This is a genomic window from Mycobacterium sp. 29Ha (assembly GCF_032883055.1).
Lineage (GTDB): Bacteria > Actinomycetota > Actinomycetes > Mycobacteriales > Mycobacteriaceae > Mycobacterium > Mycobacterium gallinarum.
In genome coordinates this window covers 36016-60859 of sequence record NZ_JAMQTI010000009.1, presented here as the reverse complement: position 1 = coordinate 60859, position 24844 = coordinate 36016, and the positions used below count along the sequence as shown (strand labels likewise).

At 66.3% G+C, this 24844-nt stretch carries 18 protein-coding genes; 14 read left to right on the top strand and 4 right to left on the bottom strand.

Annotation, left to right across the window (positions count from 1 at the left end; all coding sequences use genetic code 11):
- Positions 1 to 38: 38 nt before the first annotated feature.
- Complete coding sequence (locus tag M1248_RS13575; RefSeq protein WP_410506668.1) at positions 39 to 440, top strand: DUF5078 domain-containing protein; 402 nt, start codon at positions 39 to 41, stop codon at positions 438 to 440.
- A 10-nt stretch (positions 441 to 450) separates the two neighbouring features.
- Here M1248_RS13575 and M1248_RS13570 read toward each other — a convergent pair whose 3' ends face one another.
- Positions 451 to 1830, bottom strand: coding sequence for a hypothetical protein (locus tag M1248_RS13570; RefSeq protein WP_317148703.1), 1380 nt, complete (start codon positions 1828 to 1830; stop codon positions 451 to 453).
- A gap of 418 nt (positions 1831 to 2248) precedes the next feature.
- On the opposite strand from M1248_RS13570, the gene M1248_RS13565 reads away from it, so the two are divergent.
- Both M1248_RS13565 and M1248_RS13560 read left to right on the top strand, forming a co-directional pair.
- Positions 2249 to 2884, top strand: coding sequence for a cutinase family protein (locus tag M1248_RS13565; protein ID WP_317148702.1), 636 nt, complete (start codon positions 2249 to 2251; stop codon positions 2882 to 2884).
- A 138-nt stretch (positions 2885 to 3022) separates the two neighbouring features.
- On the top strand, positions 3023 to 5902 hold the full coding sequence (locus M1248_RS13560) for an RND family transporter (RefSeq protein WP_163728744.1): 2880 nt from the start codon (positions 3023 to 3025) through the stop codon (positions 5900 to 5902).
- Here M1248_RS13560 and M1248_RS13555 read toward each other — a convergent pair.
- The gene (locus M1248_RS13555; RefSeq protein WP_163728747.1) at positions 5899 to 7218 is read right to left on the bottom strand and encodes an acyltransferase family protein; all 1320 of its coding nucleotides are present in this window, start codon (positions 7216 to 7218) and stop codon (positions 5899 to 5901) included. The two genes, M1248_RS13560 and M1248_RS13555, sit on opposite strands and share 4 nt — an antisense overlap.
- A gap of 200 nt (positions 7219 to 7418) precedes the next feature.
- On the opposite strand from M1248_RS13555, the gene M1248_RS13550 reads away from it, so the two are divergent.
- On the top strand, positions 7419 to 8087 hold the full coding sequence (locus M1248_RS13550) for a glycoside hydrolase (RefSeq protein WP_174262038.1): 669 nt from the start codon (positions 7419 to 7421) through the stop codon (positions 8085 to 8087).
- Here the strand turns inward: M1248_RS13550 and M1248_RS13545 are convergent, their stop codons facing one another.
- The gene (locus M1248_RS13545) at positions 8088 to 9050 is read right to left on the bottom strand and encodes a Bug family tripartite tricarboxylate transporter substrate binding protein (RefSeq protein WP_317148701.1); all 963 of its coding nucleotides are present in this window, start codon (positions 9048 to 9050) and stop codon (positions 8088 to 8090) included.
- A 159-nt stretch (positions 9051 to 9209) separates the two neighbouring features.
- Here M1248_RS13545 and M1248_RS13540 point away from each other — a divergent pair, with 159 nt between their 5' ends.
- From M1248_RS13540 to M1248_RS13495, 10 genes are all read left to right on the top strand, one after another.
- Positions 9210 to 10622, top strand: coding sequence for a cytochrome P450 (locus M1248_RS13540; RefSeq protein ID WP_317148700.1), 1413 nt, complete (start codon positions 9210 to 9212; stop codon positions 10620 to 10622).
- A gap of 142 nt (positions 10623 to 10764) precedes the next feature.
- The gene (locus M1248_RS13535; RefSeq protein ID WP_317148787.1) at positions 10765 to 12336 is read left to right on the top strand and encodes a sulfotransferase; all 1572 of its coding nucleotides are present in this window, start codon (positions 10765 to 10767) and stop codon (positions 12334 to 12336) included.
- Complete coding sequence (locus tag M1248_RS13530) at positions 12333 to 15281, top strand: aminotransferase class III-fold pyridoxal phosphate-dependent enzyme (RefSeq protein WP_317148699.1); 2949 nt, start codon at positions 12333 to 12335, stop codon at positions 15279 to 15281. Before M1248_RS13535 ends, M1248_RS13530 begins: the two co-directional genes overlap by 4 nt.
- Before the next feature lie 18 nt (positions 15282 to 15299).
- Positions 15300 to 15950: a LysE family translocator gene (locus M1248_RS13525; RefSeq protein WP_317148698.1), complete on the top strand. Its 651-nt coding sequence runs from the start codon at positions 15300 to 15302 to the stop codon at positions 15948 to 15950.
- Positions 15947 to 18427: an FHA domain-containing protein gene (locus tag M1248_RS13520; protein ID WP_317148697.1), complete on the top strand. Its 2481-nt coding sequence runs from the start codon at positions 15947 to 15949 to the stop codon at positions 18425 to 18427. Before M1248_RS13525 ends, M1248_RS13520 begins: the two co-directional genes overlap by 4 nt.
- 139 nt (positions 18428 to 18566) lie before the next feature.
- Entirely contained in the window at positions 18567 to 19451 is an 885-nt protein-coding gene (locus M1248_RS13515; RefSeq protein ID WP_410506665.1) for an SDR family oxidoreductase, read from the top strand.
- On the top strand, positions 19441 to 20349 hold the full coding sequence (locus tag M1248_RS13510; protein ID WP_317148696.1) for a DMT family transporter: 909 nt from the start codon (positions 19441 to 19443) through the stop codon (positions 20347 to 20349). The genes M1248_RS13515 and M1248_RS13510 overlap by 11 nt, the downstream gene beginning before the upstream one ends.
- Positions 20350 to 20564: 215 nt before the next feature.
- Positions 20565 to 22223 (top strand): PP2C family protein-serine/threonine phosphatase, encoded by a 1659-nt coding sequence (locus M1248_RS13505; RefSeq protein ID WP_317148695.1) that lies wholly within the window; start codon positions 20565 to 20567, stop codon positions 22221 to 22223.
- Positions 22220 to 23296: a B12-binding domain-containing protein gene (locus M1248_RS13500; protein ID WP_317148694.1), complete on the top strand. Its 1077-nt coding sequence runs from the start codon at positions 22220 to 22222 to the stop codon at positions 23294 to 23296. The genes M1248_RS13505 and M1248_RS13500 overlap by 4 nt, the downstream gene beginning before the upstream one ends.
- On the top strand, positions 23293 to 23670 hold the full coding sequence (locus M1248_RS13495; RefSeq protein WP_317148693.1) for an STAS domain-containing protein: 378 nt from the start codon (positions 23293 to 23295) through the stop codon (positions 23668 to 23670). Before M1248_RS13500 ends, M1248_RS13495 begins: the two co-directional genes overlap by 4 nt.
- Positions 23671 to 23727: 57 nt before the next feature.
- On the opposite strand, the gene M1248_RS13490 is transcribed toward M1248_RS13495, so the two are convergent.
- Positions 23728 to 24843, bottom strand: coding sequence for an acyl-CoA dehydrogenase (locus tag M1248_RS13490; RefSeq protein WP_317148692.1), 1116 nt, complete (start codon positions 24841 to 24843; stop codon positions 23728 to 23730).
- Position 24844: the final 1 nt, after the last annotated feature.

Below are 24844 nucleotides of genomic sequence, written 5' to 3'. Positions count from 1 at the left end.
AAGTGAGCATTGCGGCTGCCGCGCTGAGCTGTGCCGCCATGATCTTTCCCGGCGTTGCCTCGGCGGACGCGACCGACGAGTACCCGATCCCGAGCCGGATCATGAAAACGCCATGCACCGTCGATCAATACATGGCGGCCACCCGTGACACCGACCCGGTGTACTACGAGCGCTACATGATCGACTACAGGAACCGGCCCGCGGATGTTCAGACGGGTGCCCGCAACCGGATCTACTGGTTCTTCTCCCTCGATTACGCTGGTCGCAGGCAGTATTCGGAGAACACGGCGACGAACGTTTACTACGAGCAGATGGCGACGCGCTGGGGCAACTGGGCGAAGTTGTTCTTCAACAACAAGGGCGTCGTCGCACATGCCACCGACGTTTGCATGAATTACCCGCCGAACGATCCGTCCGTCTGGACCTGGACTACCACCTAGGCGGTACCGATCAAGGCAGCGCGGCCCACACCGCGCTGGATGCGGTCCGCGTAGGCGGCAGGAACGTCGGCGAAGGCTCTACCACCGGTGCCTCTGCGGCCAGTACAGGCTCAGTCACCGGTGCCTCTGCCGCCAGTCCCGGCACTGCCCCGGGCAGGTGCAGGGTGCCTGCGTCGGGCAGATGCGCTGTCCCGCTTGGCACGTCGGCGTCCGCAGCCAGATGTGGAGTCTCCGCCGGCTGCGCCGGCAGGTGAGCCACGTCGGCCGGCTCCGGGAGATGTGCGACCTCGGCAAGCTCCGTGGCAACCGGCACATCGGGCTCTGTCGCGGGCATCACCGCATCAGGCGCCTCGGCCGCTAACGCGACGGGCACCTCCGGCACCACCGCGGCGGGCGTCTCCGGCACAGCCAGCTGTTCGACGGTGACCGGCGCTTCCCGCGTCATCACCTCTGCGACCGGCGGCGGCGCGGCCTGCGCCAAACGCTGAACGACCTTCGTGGGCGACGGCGCCGCGACAGGCGCGGGCACGGCTTGGATGCGCACCGAGGTCGTCGACGAACTGGATGCGGCCTGATCGGCTGCCGACGGCGGCTCCGGCTGACTGACGAGTTCGGGGCCAAGGATGAACAGCGCCACCACGCTGGCCACCAGGACGACGGCGGCGCGGGCCGGCGGGCTGAACCACGACAGCTTCTGCCCGAGAGTCTGCGGCGGAGCCTCAATCTGCTTTACCGCCAACGGTATTGCGGTAGTCGCGGCGCTCGGCCTCGCTGCCAGCGCCGCGCCGCGGGCGAGCACCAACTGCGCTTCGCCGGACGTCACGACCGGCATGGGCAGCGCGTCGCGGAGCCGGCCCGCGATCAGTTCGAGGTCTCCGCGCGAGCCGATCAGGAACAGGTGCTCGGGGTCCAGGTGGTTGGTTTCGAACGCGTCCTTCAGCCACCGGCTCAGGCCGTCGTCGCTTTCCCGCGTAGGAGTCGCGAATGTCCGGACGGCGCCGTATCCGAAAGACAGCACCGTCGCGGCCGCGGGTTCGACGACACACACGGCCGCCTTCTCGAAGCCGAGCGCCTCGCCGTATACGTACGCCCACGTGCGGACGGCCTCGGAAAGCCGCACCGATGCGACCTTGACGAACCCTAGTTCGGGCAACGAACTCAGCAGTAGATTCGCCGTCGCGGCGGCGTCAGGGGTCCAGGTCAGCCCTATCGATTTCAGTTCGTGGCCGCTCGCCGCGGCGATCGACAGCGCCCCGCGCAGGGCGGCGATGTGCTTGGAGATGTCGTGGTCGTCCGATGAGCCGGCGACGTCGAACACGTCGTGATCGAGGGCGGCCGCGTCGACGCCGGGTCCGTCGAGCAGGACCCAGCCGACACTGCTGGACGTCACAGAAAATCCCAGTACCGCTTCCACCGCTTCCCCACCACCTTCGTCGGCGAACAGATCGGTCGCCGCCCGGCGCCGCGCCCCCGCGCGAAGCTAACCGGGCAGTATTTGCTTGTCGCTGTCTGACGCAGTCGAAGTGACCTGCGATAACTCACACGCTAAGACATATGTCGCCGGACCGCGTGGCGTATCACCAGGTCGACCTCGTGATCAGGGCCTTGATCGCCGAAACAGGCGTACCGCTGGGCCCGTCCTGCCCATTCCAAACCATCTGGCACGGCAGTCCCGGCTGTCACGCTGACGCACGGATGGCTCGGGTCATTGTTTGCTGGCCAGCTGACCGTTAACGCGTCCGTCAGTTTCTTGGTGAGGATTGCCGCCGCCGATGTGACATCTCCGCGCCCTTGAGCGACGTACGAGTATGACGACCATCTCGCGCGTGCTAGGGCTTGTGGGCCTCACCGGCGCCACTCTGTCGATCACTCTGGCGACCGTGCCACCCGCGGCCGCGGTTCCTTGTCCCGACGTCGAAATTGTGTTCGCTCGTGGCACCACCGAACCGCCCGGCGTTGGCGGTATCGGGCAGGCGTTCGTCGACTCGCTGCGTTCACGTCTCGGCGAGCGCTCTGTCGGTGTGTATGCGGTCAACTACCCCGCGAGCCGTGACTTCGGCCGCAGCACGCCCGCGGGCCGCGACGACGTGAGCGCTCATGTGCAGTCGATGGCCGCGACGTGCCCGAATACCCGGATGGTGCTCGGCGGCTACTCCCAAGGGGCCGCTGTCGTCGACTTGGCTACCGCCGCGATGCCCCCGGCGGTCGCCGACAACGTCGCCGCGGCTGCGATCTTCGGCGGTCCAAGGAGCAGCTTCGCCGATTCGCTGTCGCCCGGACCGCTACCCGGCGTTGCGCCGCTCTACGCCGGAAAGACCGTGGAGATGTGCGTGCCGAACGACCCGATCTGTTTCGAAGGCGGACGGGATTGGGGCGCGCACGGCGCCTACGTCCGGTCGGGAATGGTCGATCAGGCGGCCTCGTTCGCTGTGGGGCTGCTGTGAGTGGCCGCTAACGGGCCTGATCTGGTAGGAACTAAGGCAAGCTTAACAATCCAGGGAGGAGCTCCGCGAGGTGCCCAACTGTGTTCAGGCTGGGCTCAATAGCAGCGGAAGCAACCCGTCGCGCCCGACGACACTGCGATGAGCGCTCCCACCCAAGATCCGCTTGCCCGGCCCGCGCAGGATCGCCGCAGAGGCCTTGCCAAGTGGATCCGCGTGTTCTCCGTGCCGATCATCATCGGTTGGGTCTTGATCGTCGCCCTGCTCAACGTCACCGTGCCGCAGCTCGAAGTGGTCGGCCAGATGCGGTCGGTGTCGATGAGCCCGGCCGAAGCGCCGTCGGTGATCGCGATGAAGAAGGTCGGCGAGGTCTTCGAGGAGTACAAATCCGATAGCGCGGTGATGATCCTGCTCGAAGGCGACAAGCCGTTGGGCGCGGAGGCGCACGAGTATTACGACGAACTCGTCGACAAACTCGAGGCCGACACCAAACACGTCGAACACGTTCAGGACTTCTGGGGCGATCCGCTGACGGCAGCAGGCGCGCAGAGCGCCGACGGCAAGGCCGCATACGTGCAGGTGTATCTCGCCGGCAATATGGGCGAGGCGCTGTCCAACGAGTCGGTGGAGCAGGTCATCAAGCTCGTCGACGGGCTGGAGCCGCCGCCGGGCGTGAAGGTCTACGTGACTGGTGGATCGGCCCTGGTCGCCGATCAGCAGATCGCGAGCGACCGCAGCATCCGGATCATCGAGATGGTCACCTTCGCGGTGATCATCACGATGCTGCTGCTCGTCTACCGATCGATCCGCACCGTGCTGCTCGTGCTGGTGATGGTTTTTCTGACACTGGCGGCGACGCGCGGGGTGGTGGCCTTCCTCGGGTATCACGAGCTGATCGGGTTGTCGACCTTCGCGACGAACCTACTCGTCACACTCGCGATAGCCGCGGCAACGGACTACGCCATCTTCCTCATAGGCCGCTATCAAGAGGCGCGAACTCTCGGCGAGGACCGAGAGTCGGCGTATTACACGATGTTCCACGGCACCGCGCACGTGGTGCTCGGCTCGGGTATGACCATCGCGGGTGCGACCTTCTGCCTGTCCTTCACGCGGTTGCCCTACTTCCAGACGCTGGGCGTACCGCTGGCCGTGGGCATGGCAACCGGCGTGCTGGTCGCGCTGACGTTGGGCCCGGCGATCATCACCGTCGCGAGCCGATTCGGCCTTTTGGAACCCAAGCGCGCCATGCGCATTCGGGGTTGGCGAAAGATCGGCGCCTTGATCGTTCGCTGGCCGGGCCCTGTCCTGCTGGCGACCATCGCCTTGTCACTCGTCGGGCTGCTCACCTTGCCCGGATATCAACCGAACTACAACGACCGTAAGTATCTGCCGCCCGACCTGCCCGCGAACCTGGGCTTTGCGGCGGCCGAACGCCACTTCTCCCCGGCCACCATGAACCCGGAGTTGTTGCTCATCGAGAGCGACCATGACCTCCGCAACTCCGCGGACTTCCTGGTGATCGACAAGATCGCCAAGGCGATCTTCCGGGTGCCCGGGATCGGCCGCGTCCAGGCGATCACCCGCCCCGACGGTAAACCGGTGAAGTTCAGCACGATTCCGGCGCAGATGAGCCTCGGTGGTGTCGGTCAGGACCTGAACCGCAAGTACCTGCAGGACCGCATGGAAGACATGCTGAAGCAGGCCGACGAAATGCAGGTCACCATCGACACGATGACCCGCATGTCGAACCTGATGGGCGAGATGAGCGCGACGACACACAGCATGGTGCAGAAGACGCGCACCATGACCGTCGACATCGCCGAATTACGCGACTACATAGCGAATTTCGACGACTTCTTCCGTCCCATTCGGAATTACTTCTACTGGGAGCCGCACTGCTACAACATCAACCTCTGCTGGTCGATGCGGTCGGTGTTCGACACGATCGACGGCGTCGACACCACGACTGAGGCCGTTCAGGACCTGCTTCCGGATCTCGAGCGGCTCGATTCGCTGATGCCGCAACTGCTGGCGTTGATGCCCCAGCAGATCGAGACGATGAAGACGATGCAGAACATGATGCTGACGATGCATGCCACACAGGGTGGCATGCAGGATCAGCAGGCTGCGCTGTCGGAGAACCAGTCGGCCATGGGCGATGCGTTCAACGACTCCTGGAACGACGACACGTTCTATCTGCCGCCGGAGATCTTCGACAACGAAGAGTTCAAGCGCGGCATGGACAGCTTCATCTCGCCCAACGGTCATGCGGTCCGAATGATCATCCAGCACGAGGGAGATCCGCTCAGCGCCGACGGCATCGACCGCATCGAGGCGATCAAGCACGCGGCCAAGGAAGCGATCAAGGGCACGCCCCTCGAGGGTTCCACGATCTATGTCGGCGGAACCGCAGCGGCATTCAAGGACATGCAGGACGGCAACAATTACGACCTGCTCATCGCCGCGATCCTCGCGCTCGCGCTGATCTTCACCATCATGTTGATCATCACGCGCGCTGTCGTCGCCGCCGCGGTCATCGTCGGCACCGTGGTGTTGTCGCTCGGCGCGTCGTTCGGCCTGTCGGTGCTGATCTGGCAGCACGTGCTGGGCATCGAACTGCAGTTCATGGTCATGGCCATGGCGGTGATCATCCTGTTGGCCGTGGGCGCCGACTACAACCTGCTGCTCGTCGCGCGGTTGAAGGAAGAACTGCACGCCGGGGTGAACACCGGGATCATCCGCGCGATGGGCGGCAGTGGCTCGGTCGTCACCTCAGCCGGTCTGGTGTTCGCCTTCACGATGATCTCGATGATGGTCAGCGAGCTGACGGTGGTCGCTCAGATGGGCACCACCATAGGTATGGGTCTGCTGTTCGACACCCTGGTGATCCGCGCGTTCATGACCCCGTCGATCGCGGCCCTGCTGGGCCGGTGGTTCTGGTGGCCGCAGATGATCCGCGCAAGACCGCGGCCGGCTCCGTGGCCGAAGCCAAAGCCTCCGGAGCAGCTCGTCGGCCGTTAAACCGTTGTTGCCGTGGCGGATTGGGAATTTTTCGCGCCGGCGCAGATCCGCGCGGCAGCGGCCGCGGTGACGAAGCATGCGAGGGTGGCGAGCCCCTGGAGGTCGCCCAGACCATTTTTGGCGAGCAACACCAGCGCCACTCCGGCGAGGACGATCAGCACACCGGCGGCGGTCGACCGGGTGCCGGTGGCGGCGACGGGTGCGTCCCACCACGGCAGTCGACGATGTTCGAGCGGCGAGAGCACCATGAACATGGCGAGCATCACGGCGGCGAACACCACGGCACGCAGGGCGAGCATGGCCCAAAAGTGCGGGGCGTCAACGTCGTAGGCGTCCAGACCGAAGGCGTGCAGGGTGAAGGTGGCCACCGCGATCGCGGGGATGTGCCAGAGGTACAGCGTCATCGCTCCCGCGTTGCCTGTCGCGACGACGTACCAGACGCGCGGACGCTGAGCCCAGCGCCGAATCGGGCCCGCGAACGCGATGAACGCGAACGACATCCAGGTGCAGTGCAGCGCGAGCAACAGCGTCGGCGGCGACACGTTCGAGATGCGTTCGGTCCCAGTGACAACCAGGGAGACCTCGTAGGGTCCTACGGCCGCGACCACAAGTTGCGCGGCGAATGCGGACGCGGCGAAGACGAGCGCTGTGCGCGCCCCGACCAGGTGTCGCGCGTAGGCCACCCCGATCACCATCGGGATCAGCCAGACGATGACGAAGTTCGCGACGCCCGCCATCGGTGCGTCGACCGCGAATCGGATCGCGTCGAATCCCGCGGAGACGGCTATCAGCACCCCGACGATGGCGGCGACCGCGCGACCGGTCGACATTCGGGTCAGGGCGGGGACGAAGGCCAGCACCACGAGGTAGACACCGAGGAACCACAGCAGGGCCACGCATTCGCGGCCGATGCTTTCCGCGGAGTCGGCGCCGAGCACGTAGTAGGTCACCGCGATGCCGATCGACCACGCGGCGAGATACCAGAAGACGGGGCGGCACAGCCGCTGCGCGCGTTTGACCAGCCAGGTGCCCCACGACGAGCCCGAATGCCAGCCGTAGGCGCCTGCCGCACCGCCTGCCAGGAAGAACAGCGGCATGACCTGCACGACCCAGGTGATGGGAGCGAGTGCGGGCAGTTCGCCGAGCAGGTTGCCGATCCGCAGCCCGTTGTCGATGGTGGCGAGCAGCAGTGCGCAGTGCCCGAACATCACGACCACGAGGGCGCCGAGCCGGGCGACGTCGACAGCGCGGTCACGGTCGGCCGGAGTCTCGGCAGCGACCCTGTCGGCACCGGACCCGGGCTTGGTGAGCGTCATGCGTTCAGCATGCCGCGCCGTGGCCAACCGCGGATGAGTAGTACTACGCGCTTGGCGCCCAACACACCGCGCTCGCGAACTTTTTGGGTTTTTCGGTGGCGTAGAACTTGCTGGCCGTCGGGTCGTGGGGGTCTAAGAGAACATTACGAGACCACCAAGACGGCAATACCGTGTCAGAGACGACAGTAAAGTGCTCTCCCGTGGCAAGAAACCTGTTAGCCAACGGCCGTGGCCGGTGGTTGGCGATCGTGGTTTCGCTGGTCGTCTCCGGCGCCATGCTGTACGCCCAGAACGCCGAGGCGCCGCACAGCGAAAAGCCGGCGGCGGTGGCGCCGATGTCACCCGAATCCGCGCCGCCCGCTGCGCCGAGGGTCCCGGTGCCCGCGGAGGCCGAACTGCTGGCCGCAAGCGCGCCCGCGGCTGCGCGAGAGCTTCCGTTCGAGCTGCCCAAGGGCGTTGCGCCCGAGAGCAATCTGCAGGTCAGGACCATTTGGGCCGCTCGCGCGATCAGCGTGATGTTCCCCGAGATCACCACCATCGGCGGGTATCGGCAGGACCCCTTGCGGTGGCATCCCGAAGGTCTGGCGATCGACGTCATGATCCCGAACCACAGCAGCGAAGAGGGCATCGAACTCGGCAACCAGATCGCCGGGCTGGCGTTGGCGAACGCGAAGCGCTGGGGAATCCTGCACGTGATCTGGCGGCAGGGCTTCTACCCCGGCATCGGCGCACCGAGTTGGACCGCGGACTACGGCAACGAGACCGCCAACCACTTCGACCACGTGCACATCGCGACGGCGGGCGGCGGATATGCCACCGGCGACGAGACGTACTACATCAGCTCGATGAGCCCGACGCCGAAGAACTGATCACAGCGCCAGCGCTTGTTTGACGTCGGCCTGGGTCTCCGCCAAGAAGGTCTGGAATTCGTCGCCGATCATGAAGGTCGTGGTGAAGTGTCTGTCCTTGGCGATCTGCTGCCAGGTCGGCGATTCCACCATCGTGCCGAGCGCGTTCTGCCAGAACTCGACGGCGACCTGCGGCATGTCCGGCGGTCCGTAAAGGCCTCGCCAATTGGAGAGGGTGACGTCGAACCCCTGCTCCCTGGCGGTCGGCACATCCAGTTCGGGCAACCGTTCCTCTGCCAACACCCCCAGCGCCTGCAGGGTCCCCGCTTTCAGCAGGTCGACGAACTCGCTGACACCGCCGATCGCGACGCTGATGTCGCCCTTCTCCAGTGCGCTGATCTGGTCACCGCCGCCCTCGAACGGTACGTAGTTGATGGTCGAGGGGTCACCGCCGGCCGCTGCGACCAGCAGGTCGAAAGGCGCCTGATCATCGTTGGCGGCCCCGACCACGACGCGCTTGGCGTCGGACTTGATGGCCGACATGACGTCACCGAGGTTGTTGTACGGGGAGTCGTAGCGGGTGACGACCACGTAATACTCGGTGATCAGCCGCGCGATCATCGTGACGTCGTCGTAGCCGTACTTCGACTTGCCGAGCAGTTCGTTCATCATCATCGACAGCGAGGTGACCGAAACCTCGTCGTCTTTGCCCTGGTACTGCTCCACCATCTCGGCGAGGAAATCTGCTCCGCTGTTTCCCGGCCGATTCTCTATTGGTAACGGCACATCGACGAGCCGTTCCTGCTGCAGCGCCTCGACCACCGCTCGGATCGTGATGTCGAAACCGCTGCCCGGGTTGGCTCCCGCCGTCATCGTGACGGGTCTGCTCGGATAAGCCGGTTCCTCGGAGGTCTGGTCGGACTGCTGACAACCGGTGAGGGCGAGTGAAGCGGCGAGCAGCACGCTGAGCGCGGATCTGAACACGAGGTAATGGACTCCTTGTTTCTGGCGACATCTGCTTATACCAACGTGAGCGGTCGGTCGGGCTCAGGCTCGCAGCAGTTGCCTGGTGGCCGCTCATCCCTAGGACGGAGTCAGCACCACATTCTCGACACCGAACATCCCCTCACGTTGCATGCTTCGATGAAACGGCGTCATCACATGATGACGGCCGGTGTCGAGGTGGCGAACATGGCGACGGCGTCAACTGAAGCGATACACCTGCCGCCTGCGCTGCGGCTGCCGAAGGCGGCACAGGGGCTCGCATTCCTGGCGGCGCGGCGCCGGCTGGTCGCCGCTATGGCCCGGCGGCACGGCACCATGTTCACCCTCGACCTACCCGGCTTCGGGCGGACCGTGGTGATCGGCGATCCGGAACTGATCAGCGACCTGTTCGGTACCAGTAGAGCGGTTCTGGGACGCGCGCGCCTCAACCTCGGCAAGGTTTTCGGCCCCGGATCGATGTTCAACCTCAACGGGGAAGAACATCTGAACCGACGGCGGCTGCTGGCCCCGCCGTTCCATTCCACGCACGTCGCACAGCACCGGCGCATCGTCGAAGAGGAGGTGCTGCGCGAATCTGCAAATTGGCCGGAAGGGCAGGAGTTCCAGACGTTGCCCGCGATGACGCGCATTCTCGTTCGTGGGCTCCTGCGCTCCATGCTCGGCGCCGACGCCCCCGCCGTGGACGAATTGTGCGCGCTGTTGCCCAGCGCGGTGTCGCTCGGCGCCCGGATCGGACTGCTGCCACCGATTGTGCGGAAGGACTTCGGTGTATGGAGTCCGGGGGCGCGGCTACTTCGATACCGATCCCACTTCGACGCGGCGGTCCACGCGCTGGTCGCGAAGGCACGAGCCGACGCCGCTTTCCCCGAGCGCACCGACGTCCTCGCCATCTTGTTGCAGGCTCGATACGACAACGGGGAGGCGATGTCGGATGCTCATATCGCCGACGAATTGCTCGGACTGCTGGCGGCCGGATACGAGACGACTGCCGCCACGTTGGCCTGGGCCGTCGAACGGCTGCGCCGACATCCGCGATTGCTGTCGCGGTTGACGGCCGAGGCTGATGCGGGCGGTTCGCAGTGGCGGCAGGCGACGATCTGGGAAGTGCAGCGCACACGCCCGGTGGGCGACATCGTGCAGCGCCGCGCCCTGACCCGAATCCGGTTGGGAGACTGGGTCATCCCCGAAGGCACCACTTTGATGATCAACGTCCGGCTTGCCCACTCGTCCGAAGACTGCTTCCCGCGTGCCGAGTCTTTCGATCCAGGACGTTTCATCGGCACCACCCGCAAGCCCTCGGGCTGGATCCCCTTCGGGGGCGGATTCCAGCGGTGCATCGGCGCGACGTTCGCGAACATGGCGATGGACGTCACGCTCCGCACGCTGCTGCGGGAGTTTCGGCTCGTCCCCACTGACGCACCGGGCGAGCGGGCACGTGATCACGGGGTGGTCTTCGCGCCCAGCCGTGGCGGCCTGGCAGTCGTCCACCGGCGAACTGCCGTCGTCGAGAAGCAGCCGCGGACGACGCCGGTCCAGATGCGCCGGAGCTAACTCGCGGCGCTCGCGGCGCCGCACACGAACGCCGTCCGGTTACGGGGATCCGGCCACGCAGCGAATGACGTCGCATTCCACCCGCCGGGGCTCTCTGATCCGCGATACAGTTTTTCAGCTACCAAAGGGGACCCCATTGCAGGTGCTGACCACCAGAGAAAGCGTGGTTGTCGCGGCGATCGCCGAGGCGCTGTTCCCCGCGTGCGAACCGATCGGAATCGGGGGTGAAGCCGCCGGCGCCGTGGCCTACGTCGACACCCTGGTGGCCCGGGCCGCGCTCCCGCAGCGCATCCAACTGCGGGGTCTTCTGGTGGTGTTCGAGATCGGCACGGCGATCACGCATCGTGGACGGCTGTTCTCAGCCGCTCCCCTGCACGAACGGGTCTCGCGGCTGGAGGCGTGGGAACACGCCGATCGCTACATCCAGCGCGCGTCGTTCTCGGCGCTGCGTTGGCTTTTCACGCTCGCCTATCTCGCCGATCCACAGGTGCAGCGGACAATCGGTCTCCCCGAGGTGGACGCGCGTCCGCCGGTCCCGCTGCGGCGACCCGGCAGACCTCAGCGGCTTCGTCGCGGTGCGCGAGTACAGCGACTCGAGCGGCGCTTCAGCACCGATCAGCTGATCATGGGGATCGAGATTCCCCAGTGGTTCCGCATGCTTGTCGGCGCGCGGTTCCGGGTGAGTGCTCGTTACCTGCACCGGGTCGTGTGGATCACCGGGTGGAGCATCGGGGCCACCACCGTCGGCGCGGTCGAACGTCGGCGCTACGACCGGCGCATCAGGTCGACACCGGTCGACCCGCCCCCGATCTTCATCCTCGGTCATTGGCGCAGCGGTACGACCCACCTCCACAATCTGCTCGGGCGCGATCCCGGCAACACGTATCCCACCGTCTACCAAGTGATTTTCCCGACCGCGTTCATGACCACCAGCAAGACCATTCCCCGATTGACCGCCGGCGCCCTGGCGGACACCCGCGGATACGACAACGTCGCGCAGGGCTGGGACGAGGCCGCCGAAGACGAGATCGCGCTGGCCAAGCTGACCGGGCTCTCGCCGTACCTGGCGTTCATGCTGCCCGACCTACTGCCCCGCTACGAACGCTACTTCGACTTTCTCCAAGCCCGTGAAGATGAGCGTGACGAGTGGAAGACAGCGTTGCGCTGGTTCGTCGGCAAGGTGCGCCTGCACTCGGGTGGACGGCGACCCGTCATCAAGAGCTGTGCGCACATGGCGCGGATCCGGATGCTGCTCGATGTCTTCCCCGACGCCAAATTCGTTCACATCCACCGCGATCCGTTCACGGTGGCGGCGTCCACGATCCATATGCGCAAGCAGACCGACTGGGAGAACTTCCTGCAGGTGCCCGAGGCGGAATTCATTCACAACAGGGCGACGCAGGTGGCGGTCGTCGGGCAACGGCTCTTCGAGCGCTTCTTCGAGGACCGCGCACTCATCCCGCCGGAGAACTTCATCGAGGTCGCCTACCCCGATCTGGTGGCGCACCCGCGCGACGCACTCGACGGCATCTACCGTCACCTCGACATTCCGCAGGGTGATCGCTACGACGCCACCATCGGCGGCTATCTGGCCAACCTGGGCGGCTATCAAACCAACAAGCTGAGCGTCGACGACGAACTCGCCGAGTTGGTACGCGCCCATTGGAAGTCGGTCTTCGACGAGTACGGCTACTCGTTGGAGCACCGAGTATGACGTTCGGGGAGTTCGTCGAGGAGCACCTGCACTCGAGCACGCATCTGGCCAAGCGCCATGTGCACCCGAAGCTGCTGCACATGTACGAGATCGCCGGCATGGACGCGGTGTTCACCCGCGCCAGCGGCGCCTACTTCTGGACCGAAGACGGCCGCCGGTTTCTGGACCTGTTGAGCGGCGGGGGCGTTCACTTCATCGGGCGGAATCATCCGCGTGTGCGGGCAGCTCTGCACGACGTCGTCGACATGGATCTGCCCAATCTGACCATCGCCAACGCGTCGGTGCTGGGCGGTCTGCTGGCCGAGCGGTTGATCGCCCTGGCGGGTCCGCAGTTCCAAAAGGTGGTGTTCGCCAACTCGGGCGCGGAGGCGACGGAGATCTGTGTCCGATTCACCCGTCAGGCCACCGGCCGCCGTCGCTATCTCTACCTGGACGGCGCATTTCACGGACGCACGTACGCCGCGATTTCGATGTGCGGCTTCGACGAAATGAAGATCACCGCAGATCCGCTCATGCCGACGTGTACACCGATGCCGCGCAACGACATCGACGTATTGCGCCGCGAGCTGGCCTACGGCGACGTCGCTGCCTTCGTCGTCGAAGCCGTCCAGGGGATGACCTGCGAAGTCGTGTCGGCGGAATACCTTCGCGAGGCGCAGAAGCTCTGCGCGCAGTTCGGCACGGCGCTGGTGATGGACGAGGTGCAGACCGGACTCGGACGACTCGGGCACTGGTTCGGTTGCCACGGGGCCGGTGTCCAACCGGACATGCTCACCGTCAGCAAGACGCTGTCCGGCGGTCAGGCGCCCGTGAGTGCCGTGCTGCTGACCCAGGACATTTACGACCGCGTGTATGCGGCCTTCAAGTCCGGGCCGATCTACATCTCGACCTTCGCCGAGAACAACCTCGCCATGGCCGCCGGCCTCGCGACACTCGACGTGCTCGAAGAACTCGACGCACCCAACCGTGCCAGGGAATTGTCAGGCAAGATCCGTTCCGGACTGCAGGATCTCGCCGACCGCTACGACGTGATCGACCGGATCACCGGCGAAGGCCTCATCATCGGCGTGTCGTTCAAACCTTCGGCGAATCTCGCGCTGCGTGTCCAGCAGCGGATGATGGGCGTGGTCGATCCGGGCGCATTCGCCGCCGCCGTGCACATCGATCTGCATCGGCGCGGGATCCTTGTGCAGATCCCGGGTTTCAACCTCAACATGATCAAGATCCTGCCGCCGGTGATTCTCACCGATGACGATGTGCGGTGGTTCCTTCGCGCGTTCGAGGAGGTGCTGGCCGGTTATCGTCGACCCACATCCGGCCCAGCCCTGGGATTGGTGGCCGGCGCCACGAGGCATGTGTTGAGGGAAGCGCGCATCCACCTGGAGGTACGCAGGCCCGCGACAGCCGGTGGCCCGAAGGCGAACGGGGACAGGCGCGTACAAGGGCATGCCGACTACGACCGCTCGCTGGCACTCGACTGCGACGTCTGTGTGGTCGGGTCTGGACCGGCGGGCACGGTGCTCGCGCATCAGCTGGCGACCGAGGGACTCGACGTTGTGGTGCTCGAGGCCGGCGCGGCGATGCGTCAGCGTGACCGGGGCGCTGAGGCGGGCGAAACACTGGCCCGGTGGTTCTGGGATGAAGGAATGCGCACCGCGCGCGGCAATGTCGCCGTACCCACCCTGCAGGCGCGTTGTCTGGGGGGTGGTTCTGTCATCAATTCCGGCATCTGCATGCGTGCGCCCGACTTCGTCTTCGAAAAGTGGGCAACGGAACACGGCGTCGACGGCGTGGCGCCGGAAGAGATGAACCGTCACTACGACGCGGTCGAACAGTTCATGGGTGTGCGACCGGTTCAGGCGGAGGTGCAGGGCCGGCGCAACGATCTGTTTCGGGTAGGCGGCGAAGCGCTCGGCTACGAGGTGGAACCGCTGCGTCGCAACGAGCACAACTGCCGCGGCTCGGGACAGTGCATGACGGGATGTCCGTCTGGGGCGAAGCAGTCCATGGACCGTCGCGGTATCCCCGAGTTGCTGCGATCGGGAGGTCGCGTGTACACCTCGGTGCACGTCGATCGTTTGCTGCTACAAGGGAATAGAGTGCGCGGGGTGCGCGGCGCGGTGGTCGATCCTGTGACGGGCCGTCGCACACATCGGGTGCGTGTCGAGGCGAAGTGCACGGTGCTCGCCGCGGGCGCTTTGGCGTCCCCGCAGATCTTGCAGCGCAGCGGTCACAAGGCGGCTCCCGTGGGACGCAACGTCCGGATGCATCCCGGCGTCGTCGTATTGGGTTTGTTCGACGAGCCGGTGTCGCCGTGGCACGGTGCGACGCAGGGCTATCACATCACCGAATTGCTCGCCGCCGGCATCAAGCTCGAGTCGGTCTGGGCGATGCCGTCGGTGCTCGGCATGATGAACCCGGGCATCGGCGAGGACTTTGTGCGATCGCTGGCTGACTATGGACATGTGGCGACCTGGACGGCGTGGGTGAACGGACAGGAGTCGGTCGGACGGGTTCGTGCGCTGCCCGGCGGCGTGTTGAGCCTGCGATATGACCTCGGTGCGGGTGACGCCATGCGCATGCAGGAGGGCGCCGCGCGGCTCGCTGAGATGTACGCCGCGGCCGGGGCGCGTGCGGTCCTACCCGGCATGCACGGCTTGGCGCCGCGGTACGACTCCGCCGAGGCAGCGGACGCGATCCGCGGGGCGACGCTGACCCCGCAGGACTTCCGAATCGTCGCCAATCATGTTTTCGGCACGACGGCTATGGGATCGGATCCCCGACGGCACGTCACTGACTCTTTCGGCGCCGTGTACGGCCTCGCCGATGTCTATGTCTGCGACACCGGTCTCTTCCCCGCGAGCCCGTCGGCCAACCCGATGCTCACCGCGATGGCCCTTGCCCACCGTCAGGCGGAGACGCTGATATCCCGGTACGGGCGATAGCCGGATAAGGGGCGCTGCATGTCGGGGAGCACCATCGCGGTGGTCGCGGTCGGCAGTGTCCTCGGGTTCCTCAGCGCCGTGCTGCCGATGGGGCCGGTGACGGTGCTCGTCGTGCATCGAACGCTCGCCGGCGATCCCTCCGGAGCCTTGCGGTTCGGACTCGGGCGGGTCCCCGCCGAGACCATCTACTGCGCGCTGGCGACGTTCGGCACAGTCGCACTGCTCGAACGCTTTCCGGTGGTGCGCACCGGCATCGAGGTGCTGGCCATCGTGATGTTCCTGGCCGTCGGTGCGTGGCTGCTGATGGCCAGAACAGGGCCGGCCGCCGCAGGTTCCGACGCGGCCGAGTCGGTGCCGCGACGAAACAGATGGGGCTTCACGGCGGGGTTCATCGTCGGGGCGCTCAACCCGCAGTACCTGTTCTCGTGGTCGGCAATCGTCGCGATCGGGGTATCGGTCGGCGGATTGCAGCCCTCGCTGCTGGATCGAGTCGTCTTTCCGTTGGCGGCCGCGTTCGGCGTCATGCTGGGATACGTGCTCCTGGTCCGATTCCTACAGCGCCGCAGCGGGCAAATGGAAGGACCGGCGATTCGACGGGTGTTGCGGGCGTTAGGTGTCCTGCTCATCGCTTTGGCGGCATGGCACGTCGTGCAGGTGGTGAGCCAATGACGAAACCGGTGACCGCGCCACCGTTGACGGTGACCCTCGGATCGGCGGTCTACACCTTTCCCGCTGAGCGCGATGTCACCGTGGGCCGCTCTCCGGACTCCGATATTCACCTCGACGGACCCGCGCTGGAATTGGTGTCTCGCACACACGTGCTGCTGCGCTTCGACGAGGGTCGCTGGTTCGCCATCGACAAGAGCCGCAACGGGATCTTCGTCGACGGCACACGTACGGACATCGTGCCGATTCGCGACGGCGCCAGCATCACGATCGGCGCTCCGGGCGGACCGCGGTTGATCTTCCGGGTGTCCACTGCACAGCCGCCGAAACGGCCGCTCGCGTCCCGCGCACCGACCGCCATGGCTGCTCCCCCGCCATTGAGACCTCCGCCGCGCCGACCACCACCACGAAGGCCGCCACCCCTTGCCGGGGCGCGACCTCCGACCGGGGTCGCCAGAAACCTTCTGCCACAACGCCCGCCGCCGTTGCCGCCGGGAGCGATCACGATCGGCCGGGGAGCGCAGAACGAGATCATGGTCAACGACGCACTGGTTTCGCGCGTCCATGCGGTTCTGGTGCCCACCGCGGCCGGTTTGGAGATTCGCGACAACCGCAGCGGCAACGGCACATTCGTCAACGGCTGTCTCGTCAGCCAGACGCTCCTGCGCTCGGGTGATGTCGTGACCGTCGGCAACTCCGACTTCACCGTTGCCGGCGACCGTCTCGAGCCGCGTGTCGCCACGCCGGATACCGGTACGGGTGGGCTGGAGGCCTACGGCCTGGGATTCGTTGTCGACGGCCGAAATCTGTTGACCGACATTTCGTTCACTGCGCGTCCCGGCACGGTTACCGCGGTGATCGGCCCGTCGGGTGCCGGCAAGTCGACTCTCATCCGATTACTCGGCGGCGCAACGCAACCCAGCTTCGGTTGGGTCAGCTTCGACGGCAGCGATGTGCACGGCGAGTACGCCTCGCTACGGTCGCGGATCGGGGTGGTGCCGCAGGACGACGTTGTCCACCGTCAGCTCACCGTCGAGCAGGCACTCGACTACGCCGCCGAGTTGAGGCTTCCGCCGGACACCTCAGCTGCCGACCGGCGGGCCGTCGTAACGCGGGTTCTCGACGAGCTCGAGCTGACCGCGCATCGGTCGACTCGCGTCGACAAACTCTCCGGCGGCCAGCGCAAGCGGGCCTCGGTGGCCATGGAGTTGCTGACCGGACCGTCGTTGCTGATCCTCGACGAGCCGACGTCGGGACTTGATCCATCGCTGGACCGGCAGGTGATGACGATGCTCCGCCAACTGGCCGACGCCGGCCGGGTGGTCATTGTGGTGACGCACTCGTTGGCGTACGTGAAACTGTGCGACCAGGTGCTGCTGCTGGCTTCGGGCGGGAAGATCGCCTTCAAGGGCCCGCCGGCGGACGTCTGGCGAGCGATGCAGTCCGACGACTGGGCTGACATCTTCGCCTGGGTCAGCACTGACCCCGAGGCCGCCCATCAAGCGTTTTTGGCCCACCACAACATTTTTGAGCCGCCGGCGCAGGCTTCGCCGACGTCCACCGGGCCACCGGGCGAGCCGACACAGACCAGCCTGTGGCGTCAGATATCGACCGTCGCGCGGCGGCAGGTGCGGTTGACGGTCGCGGACCGCGGTTACTTCATCTTCCTGGCCGTGGTGCCGTTCGTCGTCGGTGTCCTGGCTCTCGTGGTGCCCGGGAATGTGGGGTTCGGTCCCGCCGATCCGCAGGGAAAGACCCCGAACGAACCCACCCAGCTGCTGATTCTGATCAATATCTCGGCTGTATTCATGGGCACCGCGTTGACGATCCGGGATCTGGTCGGTGAGCGGGCGATCTTCCGGCGAGAACAAGCGGTGGGTTTGTCGGCGTCGGCCTATCTCGCGGCCAAGATCCTGGTGTTCAGCGCGGCCGCCGCCATCCAGGCCGCGATCCTGACCACGATCGTCGTCCTCGGCAAGGGCGGCCCGACGCAAGGCTCAGTCCTGTTGGGCAACAGCAGCATCGAGTTGTATCTGACGTTGGCGGGGACGGCGGTGGTGTCGGCGATCGCCGGACTCGCACTGTCCTCGCTGGCCCGCTCCCCCGAGCAGATCCTGCCCATGGTCGTGGTGGTGATCATGATGTCGATGGTGTTCTGCAACGGGCTGATTCAGATCAACGGCAGGCTGGTGCTCGACCAACTCTCCTGGCTGTTGCCGGGGCGGTGGGGTTTCGCCGCATCGGCCTCGACCGTCGATCTGATGACGGTCTCGCCCTTGTTGCCGATCGAAGACACATTGTGGACTCACCGGGGTGGCTGGTGGCTGTTCGATATGGCGATGCTCGCGGTGCTCGGGGTGGTGTTCACGGCCCTGGTTCGATACCGGCTCCGGCTACCCACCCATGATCAACGAAAGGCTGATGGCTCCGGGACTGCTCGCCGCGGCCGGCTGAGTTCAGCGATGCCATTCCGGAAGTGACCGCGGAGCGGTTTCGGCCACCGGGAGCCCAATTCGTCTTGGCCCGCCTGCGTCCACGAGTGCACCTGTACGGTCTCCTCATGCGCGATCTCTGCGGCCTGCGCAACGGCCATGCGCGGCGCGGGTGATGGGGCGGGCTGTGAGGAAGAGTGCTGAGCGAGTCGTCTCGCCTGCCAACGTGCGTCGGGCGTTACGGCTGGCGGGTATGCGGCCGTTGCCCCGCCGACGGAATCGTGCCCCGATCGATCTGTGCGGCAAGCGGATTCTGCTGACGGGAGCGTCGTCGGGTATCGGCGAGGTCGCCGCCGAGAAACTCGCTGCGCACGGTGCGACGGTGATCGTGGTGGCCCGACGTGAACACCTGCTGGCGGCTGTCGTCGACCGGATCACCGCCCGCGGCGGCAAGGCGATCGCGATCCCGACCAACCTGGCCGACCTTGACGCTGTCGACGAGCTGGTGCGGGCCTCCGGACCCGTCGACATCCTCATCAACAACGCGGCCCGGTCGATCCGCCGGCCATTGCTCGAATCGCTGGACCGCTGGCACGACGTCGAACGCACCATCACGCTGAACTATTACGCGCCGCTGCGGTTGATCGGCGGACTAGCGCCCGGAATGGTCGAACGCGGCGACGGGCACATCATCAACATCTCGAGCTGGCGCGTGATGCCCGAGTCGTCGCCCTTCTTCGGTGTGTACAACGCCTCCAAGGCCGCGCTGAGCGCGGTCAGCCGGGTCATCGACAACGAGCTGGCCGAATCCGGCGTGCAATCGACCACCATCTACTACCCGCTGGTGGCCACCCCGATGATCGCGCCCACCCGCGCCTACGACGGCCTGGCCGCCCTGAGCGCCGACGAGGCCGCCGAGTGGATGGTCGTCGCCGCGCGCACCCGCCCGGTGCGCATTGCTCCGCGCAAGATGCTGCCGCTGCGCGCGCTCGACCTCCTGTCGCCACGCCTGCTCAACGGTGTGATGAAGCGCTCCACACCACAGTTCGGATCTGGCACCGGTGGGCACTGAGACCGTCGGCTACCGGGACGAAAACCTCGTTGTCGGAGCACTTCTCACCACCGCGGCGTTCTTCTGCGTGGCGTTGGTGGGCGCGCTGGCGAAGGTCTCGGGGCAGTACACGTCGACCGGCGTGCTGCTGTTGTTCCAGAACGCCATATGTCTGCTGTTCGTCCTGCCGGTCGTGTCGCGAGGCGGATTTGCGGCGCTCCGCACGAAAAGGATTGGGCTGCACCTGCTGCGAGCGGCCACCGGAACCGGATGCTGGTATGCGCTGTTCGTCGCGATCAAGCTAATTCCGTTGGCCAACGCGACGCTGCTGACCTACAGCGCGCCGCTGTGGATGCCACTGATCGCGTGGGCGGTCACCCGGCAACGGGTCGCGGTCCCGACCTGGCTGGGCGCCGGAATCGGTTTCTTCGGAATACTTCTGGTGCTGCAGCCGCAGGGGCACGGGTTCTCGGCGGGTGAGTTGTCGGCGCTGGCCGGCGCCCTGCTGCTCGCGGTGGCCATGATGTCGGTCCGCTGGCTCGGCGCCACCGAACCCGTCACCCGAATCCTCTTCTACTACTTTCTGCTCGCGACCGTCTTGTCCGTCCCGATCGCGATCGCAGACTGGCAACCGATCGCACCGCAGGGCTGGCCGTGGCTCATCGCTCTCGGCTTCGCGCAGCTTTTCTCTCAGGCGTTGATCGTCGTCGCCTACCGCTACGCTTCCGCGGAAAAGGTGGGCCCGTTCATCTACACCGTCATTGTCTTCACCGCGGTCATCGACTGGATCGTGTGGGATCACCGACCGACGGTGGCCACCTACCTCGGGATGGCGCTCGTCATCGGAGGCGGCGTGCTCGCCATGCGCGCCAAAGCGAAACAGCCACGCTCCACGTCGGCTGCGCCGACATCCGAGTAGTGCTGCCGCGCCCAAACGTTATCCAGATTACGAAGTTCGTTGGGGCCCTTGCCCTGCGAAAACTCTTACGGATCGCCGACGAAGCTGTCTGTTTGCCCCCGCAACCAATACAGTGCAGAAAGCGACCAGTATCGGACTACCTACCGGCCGTGGTCGTGTGCCGCCATGATCGTCGCGCGTATGCGCGCCGAGCGGCAGGGCCGTTTGGAGCTGCGATGCGCGAGCAGGCACCTGTCGCTTTGGATGCGGCACGTGATGCCGCGTGGGCCAGAATTCCCCATCCCGTGCTGGTCGTCGACCGCGCCGGCGTCGTCCGAGCGGTGAGCGCACTTGCCCAGCCGTTGCTGCCCGACGTACTGCGCGGAACCCTGCTTCGCGAGACCGGACCATCCTGGCTATCGCGCGCGCACCACGACGTGGTGCAGGCCGTTCCAGAGGTCGCCGAGGACGCAGGCGTGGTGGTCGGCGCCATCGACCAGCGGGCATTCACCGCTCGTCCGACCGTGCTGCCCGGCCACAAGATCGCGTGGTGGCTGATCGAGGACACCGACCGCATACTGCAGGACGCTCGGGAGGCCCTGGCGCGCGAACGCGAGCGCGCGACGTTCCTCGACGAGGCTTCCGCCGTGCTCATGGCGTCGTTGAACATCGACCGGTGCATGGAGGCAACGGTCCAGATGGCCGCGCGCCATCTGGCCGACGCCGCGGTGGTGGTGGCGGCAGCGCACGGCCCGCAGGTTCCGGTGGTGTGCAGCGTTGCCGCCGGCGCCGTCGAGCATCGCAGCATCGACGCCGACCCCGCCGAAGTCGCCGGTCTGGCCGAGGCCCTGCGCGGATTCCCTCCGGTGCCGTCGCGGTGGATCGATCCGGCTTCGGTGCCCGACTGGTTGATCCCGAGTCAGTTCACCGGGCCGGTGGGATCCGTGGTGATCACGCCGCTGCCCGGCCACGGCGTCCCGGCGGGCGCGCTCGTCCTGTTGCGGCGCAGCTCCCATACGGCGTTCAGCGAAGGTGAGGAGCTGTTCGCGCGGCTGTTCGCCGCCCGCGCCGGCGCGGCGCTGTCGGCGGCGCGGCTGTACGGGGAACAGTCCGCCATCACCCGAACCCTGATGCGCGAACTGCTCCCCCCGCAGCTGCATCGGCTGCACGGTATCGAGCTGGCCGGCGGCTACCGGGCTTCGGAGGACCACCAACTGGTCGGCGGCGACTTCTATGACGTCCATCCCGCGTCGACGCCGGAGGACGAGACTCTCGTGGTGCTCGGCGACGTCTGCGGCAAGGGTCTGGACGCTGCTGTGCTCACCGGCAAGATCCGCAACACCCTGCAGGCGCTCGCGCCACTGGCCGACCAACACGAGGACGTGCTCAAGCTGCTCAACAGTGCGCTGCTGTCGCCGGACAACAGCCGCTTCGCCACGGTGGTCCTGGCGTCGGTCGCCCGCCGCGACGGGCAGCTGATGCTGCGGCTGACGTGCGCCGGGCACCCGGCTCCGCTGATCGTGCGTCATGACGGCAGGCTGGAGCGCGCCGACACCCGCGGCACGTTGGTGGGAGCGCTGCCGGAGTTCAAGGCGCGCTCCTACGAAACAGCGCTGGCGCCGGGCGAGGTGTGTCTGCTCTACACCGACGGGGTCACCGAGGCCCGCGGTGGACCGCTGAACAAGGACGTCTTCGGCGAAAAGCGGCTCTCGACCGCCCTGGCCGAATGTGCGGGCATGCCCGCCGAGGCGGTGGTCGAACGCGTCATGATGCTCGCGACGCAGTGGGCCGGGCAGCGGACCCACGACGACATGGCCGTGGTCGCCATCTCATCGCCGCATCGCAACCACCTGGCCGCCGTCAACGGCCACACCGCGGGACGGTATACCGCGTGACGGAGACGCGATCTGTTGCGGCGACCTCACCGGAGATCTTGGAGCGCCTGTGGGGTGCGGTCCTCGAAGGTGACGAATATGCCGCTGCGGGAACGGTTTTCGCAGCCCTCGACGAGGGGTTGCCCCCGGAGAGAGTGGTGCTCGAGCTGATCGCACCGGTCCAACGTCGCATCGGGACGGAGTGGGCCGCCAACAGAATCACCGTCGCGCAGGAACACGCGGCCACCGCGATCAACGAACGGGTGCTCGCCGCGCTGGCCCACCATCCCGGCTGCCGGCGCACCCCGGACGCCGGCCGGGTGACGGTGGCGTGCGTCGACGGCGAATGGCACGCGTTGCCGGCCCGGCTGCTCGCCGAGGTGCTGCGGCTGCGGGGCTGGCAGGTCGACTTCCTCGGGGCGCAGGTGCCCACCCCACACCTCATTGCGCATTTGCACCAACACGGACCCGACGCCGTTGCACTGTCCTGTTCCATCCCCACTCGATTGCCAACCGCCCATGCCGCGATCACCGCCTGCCAGGCCGCAGGGGTGTACGTCCTTGCCGGCGGGGCGGGCTTCGGTCACGACGGCCGGTACGCCCGACTGCTCGGCGCCGACGCGTGGGCGCCGGATGCGCAATCGGCCGCCGAATGCCTGAGCGGTGACTTCCCCCGCGTGCGCTTCTCGTCGAACCATCAGCCGATCGACGATCTGCCCCACCTGGTGGACCAGGAATTCACGATGGTCAGCCGCAGTGCCGCGCAGCTGGTCGAGAGGACCGTCGCCGATCTAGAGCACCGCTTCCCGGCGATGGCCGAATACACCGACGCGCAACGCCAACACACCGTCGAGGACATCGCCCATATCGTCGACTTCCTGGCCACCGCGCTCTACACCGACGACGATGAGCTGTTCACCGGCTTCACCGTGTGGACTGCCGGCATTCTCTCCGCGCGCGGCGTCCCGACCGAATCTCTTGACCCGGCGCTGGAACTCCTCGCTGCGCAGCTCCGGGACTTCCCCCGCACACAGCGGATAATCGACGCAGCACAAACCGCTCTCAAGGACACTCACAACCAACACCGCGTATGAATCTCACACTGACTTCTGACTCCACATCGCAATCGGCAATCCTGCACATCGACGGGGACGTCGAGTACACGACGGCGTCGGCGCTGGTCGAGGCCGCCGGGAAACTGCTCGCAGACCACCCCGTGCTGCGGGATCTTCATCTGGACTGCGCGCAGATGACGCTGTGCGACTCGGCCGGAATCTCTGCACTGCTCACGATTCACCTGCGGACCTCCGCTGCGGGCGTGCATCTGCATCTCGACCGCCGACCTGATTTCCTCGAGCGATTGCTCGACATCACCGGCATCCTCGAACACCTCACCGCAGCGCCGAACGTTCGCTCGGGGCGCAGAGCGGACGCCGTCGATATGGCCGACGAATCCGGCGTCGTCTGATCGAGTGCGGTCAGCGCTTCTGGTCGAGGTCATCAACGAAGGACCGGTTGCAGATGCTCAGAGCGCGACGACTCCGTAGTCGGCCACCCGCGCGCTGAGGTATCGCAGCTGGTCGGTTGCCGAGCCGAGGGTCTGATCGATGGCGGTCAGCCTCGCCGCATAGTGCGCGATGGGGTACTCAGCGGTCACGCCGATGCCGCCGTGCATCTGGATCGACTCTTCCGCAATGTGCTTGCCCGAGCGCCCGATCTGCATCTTGGCCCGTGCGGCCGCCACGGTGTCGAATCGTCCGTCGGCGACGCACACCGCCGCGTAGTAGTTCATGCTGCGCGCCAGCTCCAGCGAGACGTACATGTCGGCGGCCCGCTGGGTCAGGGTCTGGAACGTCTTGAGCGGCACACCGAACTGCTTGCGCGTCTTGAGGTAATCGGTGGTCAACTTCAAGGCTTCGTCCATCGCGCCAACCGCTTCGGCGCACAGCGCGGATTGGAAGCGGATCACCATTTCGTCGATGATCGCTGAGGCGTCGCCGCCCGCGCCCAGCTGCTGGGCGGCCGCATTGTCGAAGGTGATATCCGCCCCTCGCTGACCGTCGAAGGTCCGGTACGGAGTGCGGGTCACGCCCGAATTCGGTTGAGAAGAGAAGTCCACCAGGAACAGACCCGAGCCGCCGTCCGGTAGCGAAGCGCTGACCAATATCACGTCGGCGCTGTCACCTGCGATCACCGGGCTCTTGCGGCCGGTGATCGTCCACGCGTCGCCGTGACCAGAAGCCTTGGTGCCCAGGGCCTTCGCGCCGCGGCGGTCGCACTCTGCGTGGGCGATGGCGAGCAGCAGCTCCCCGGCGGCGACAGCGTCGAGAAGCCCGCGCTGCTCGTCGGTTCCATGCGCCGCGATCACCGCGCCCGGAACAAGCGCGGCGGCTGCAGCCGGTTCGGGAGCCAGCCGACGGCCGATCTCGGTCATCACGACTATCACCTCAATGGGGCCGGAGTCATCGTCGAAACCCATTCCGAGGATGCCGATCTCGGCCAGCTGCTGCCACACCTCGCGGCTCCAGCCAACCTCGGATTCGATCACCTTGTTCCGCGCCTCGGTGTCATAGGCCTTCGCCAGTACGTCGCGGGTGGTGTCGGCCAGCATCCGCTGTTCTTCGGTGAGATCAAAGTTCATG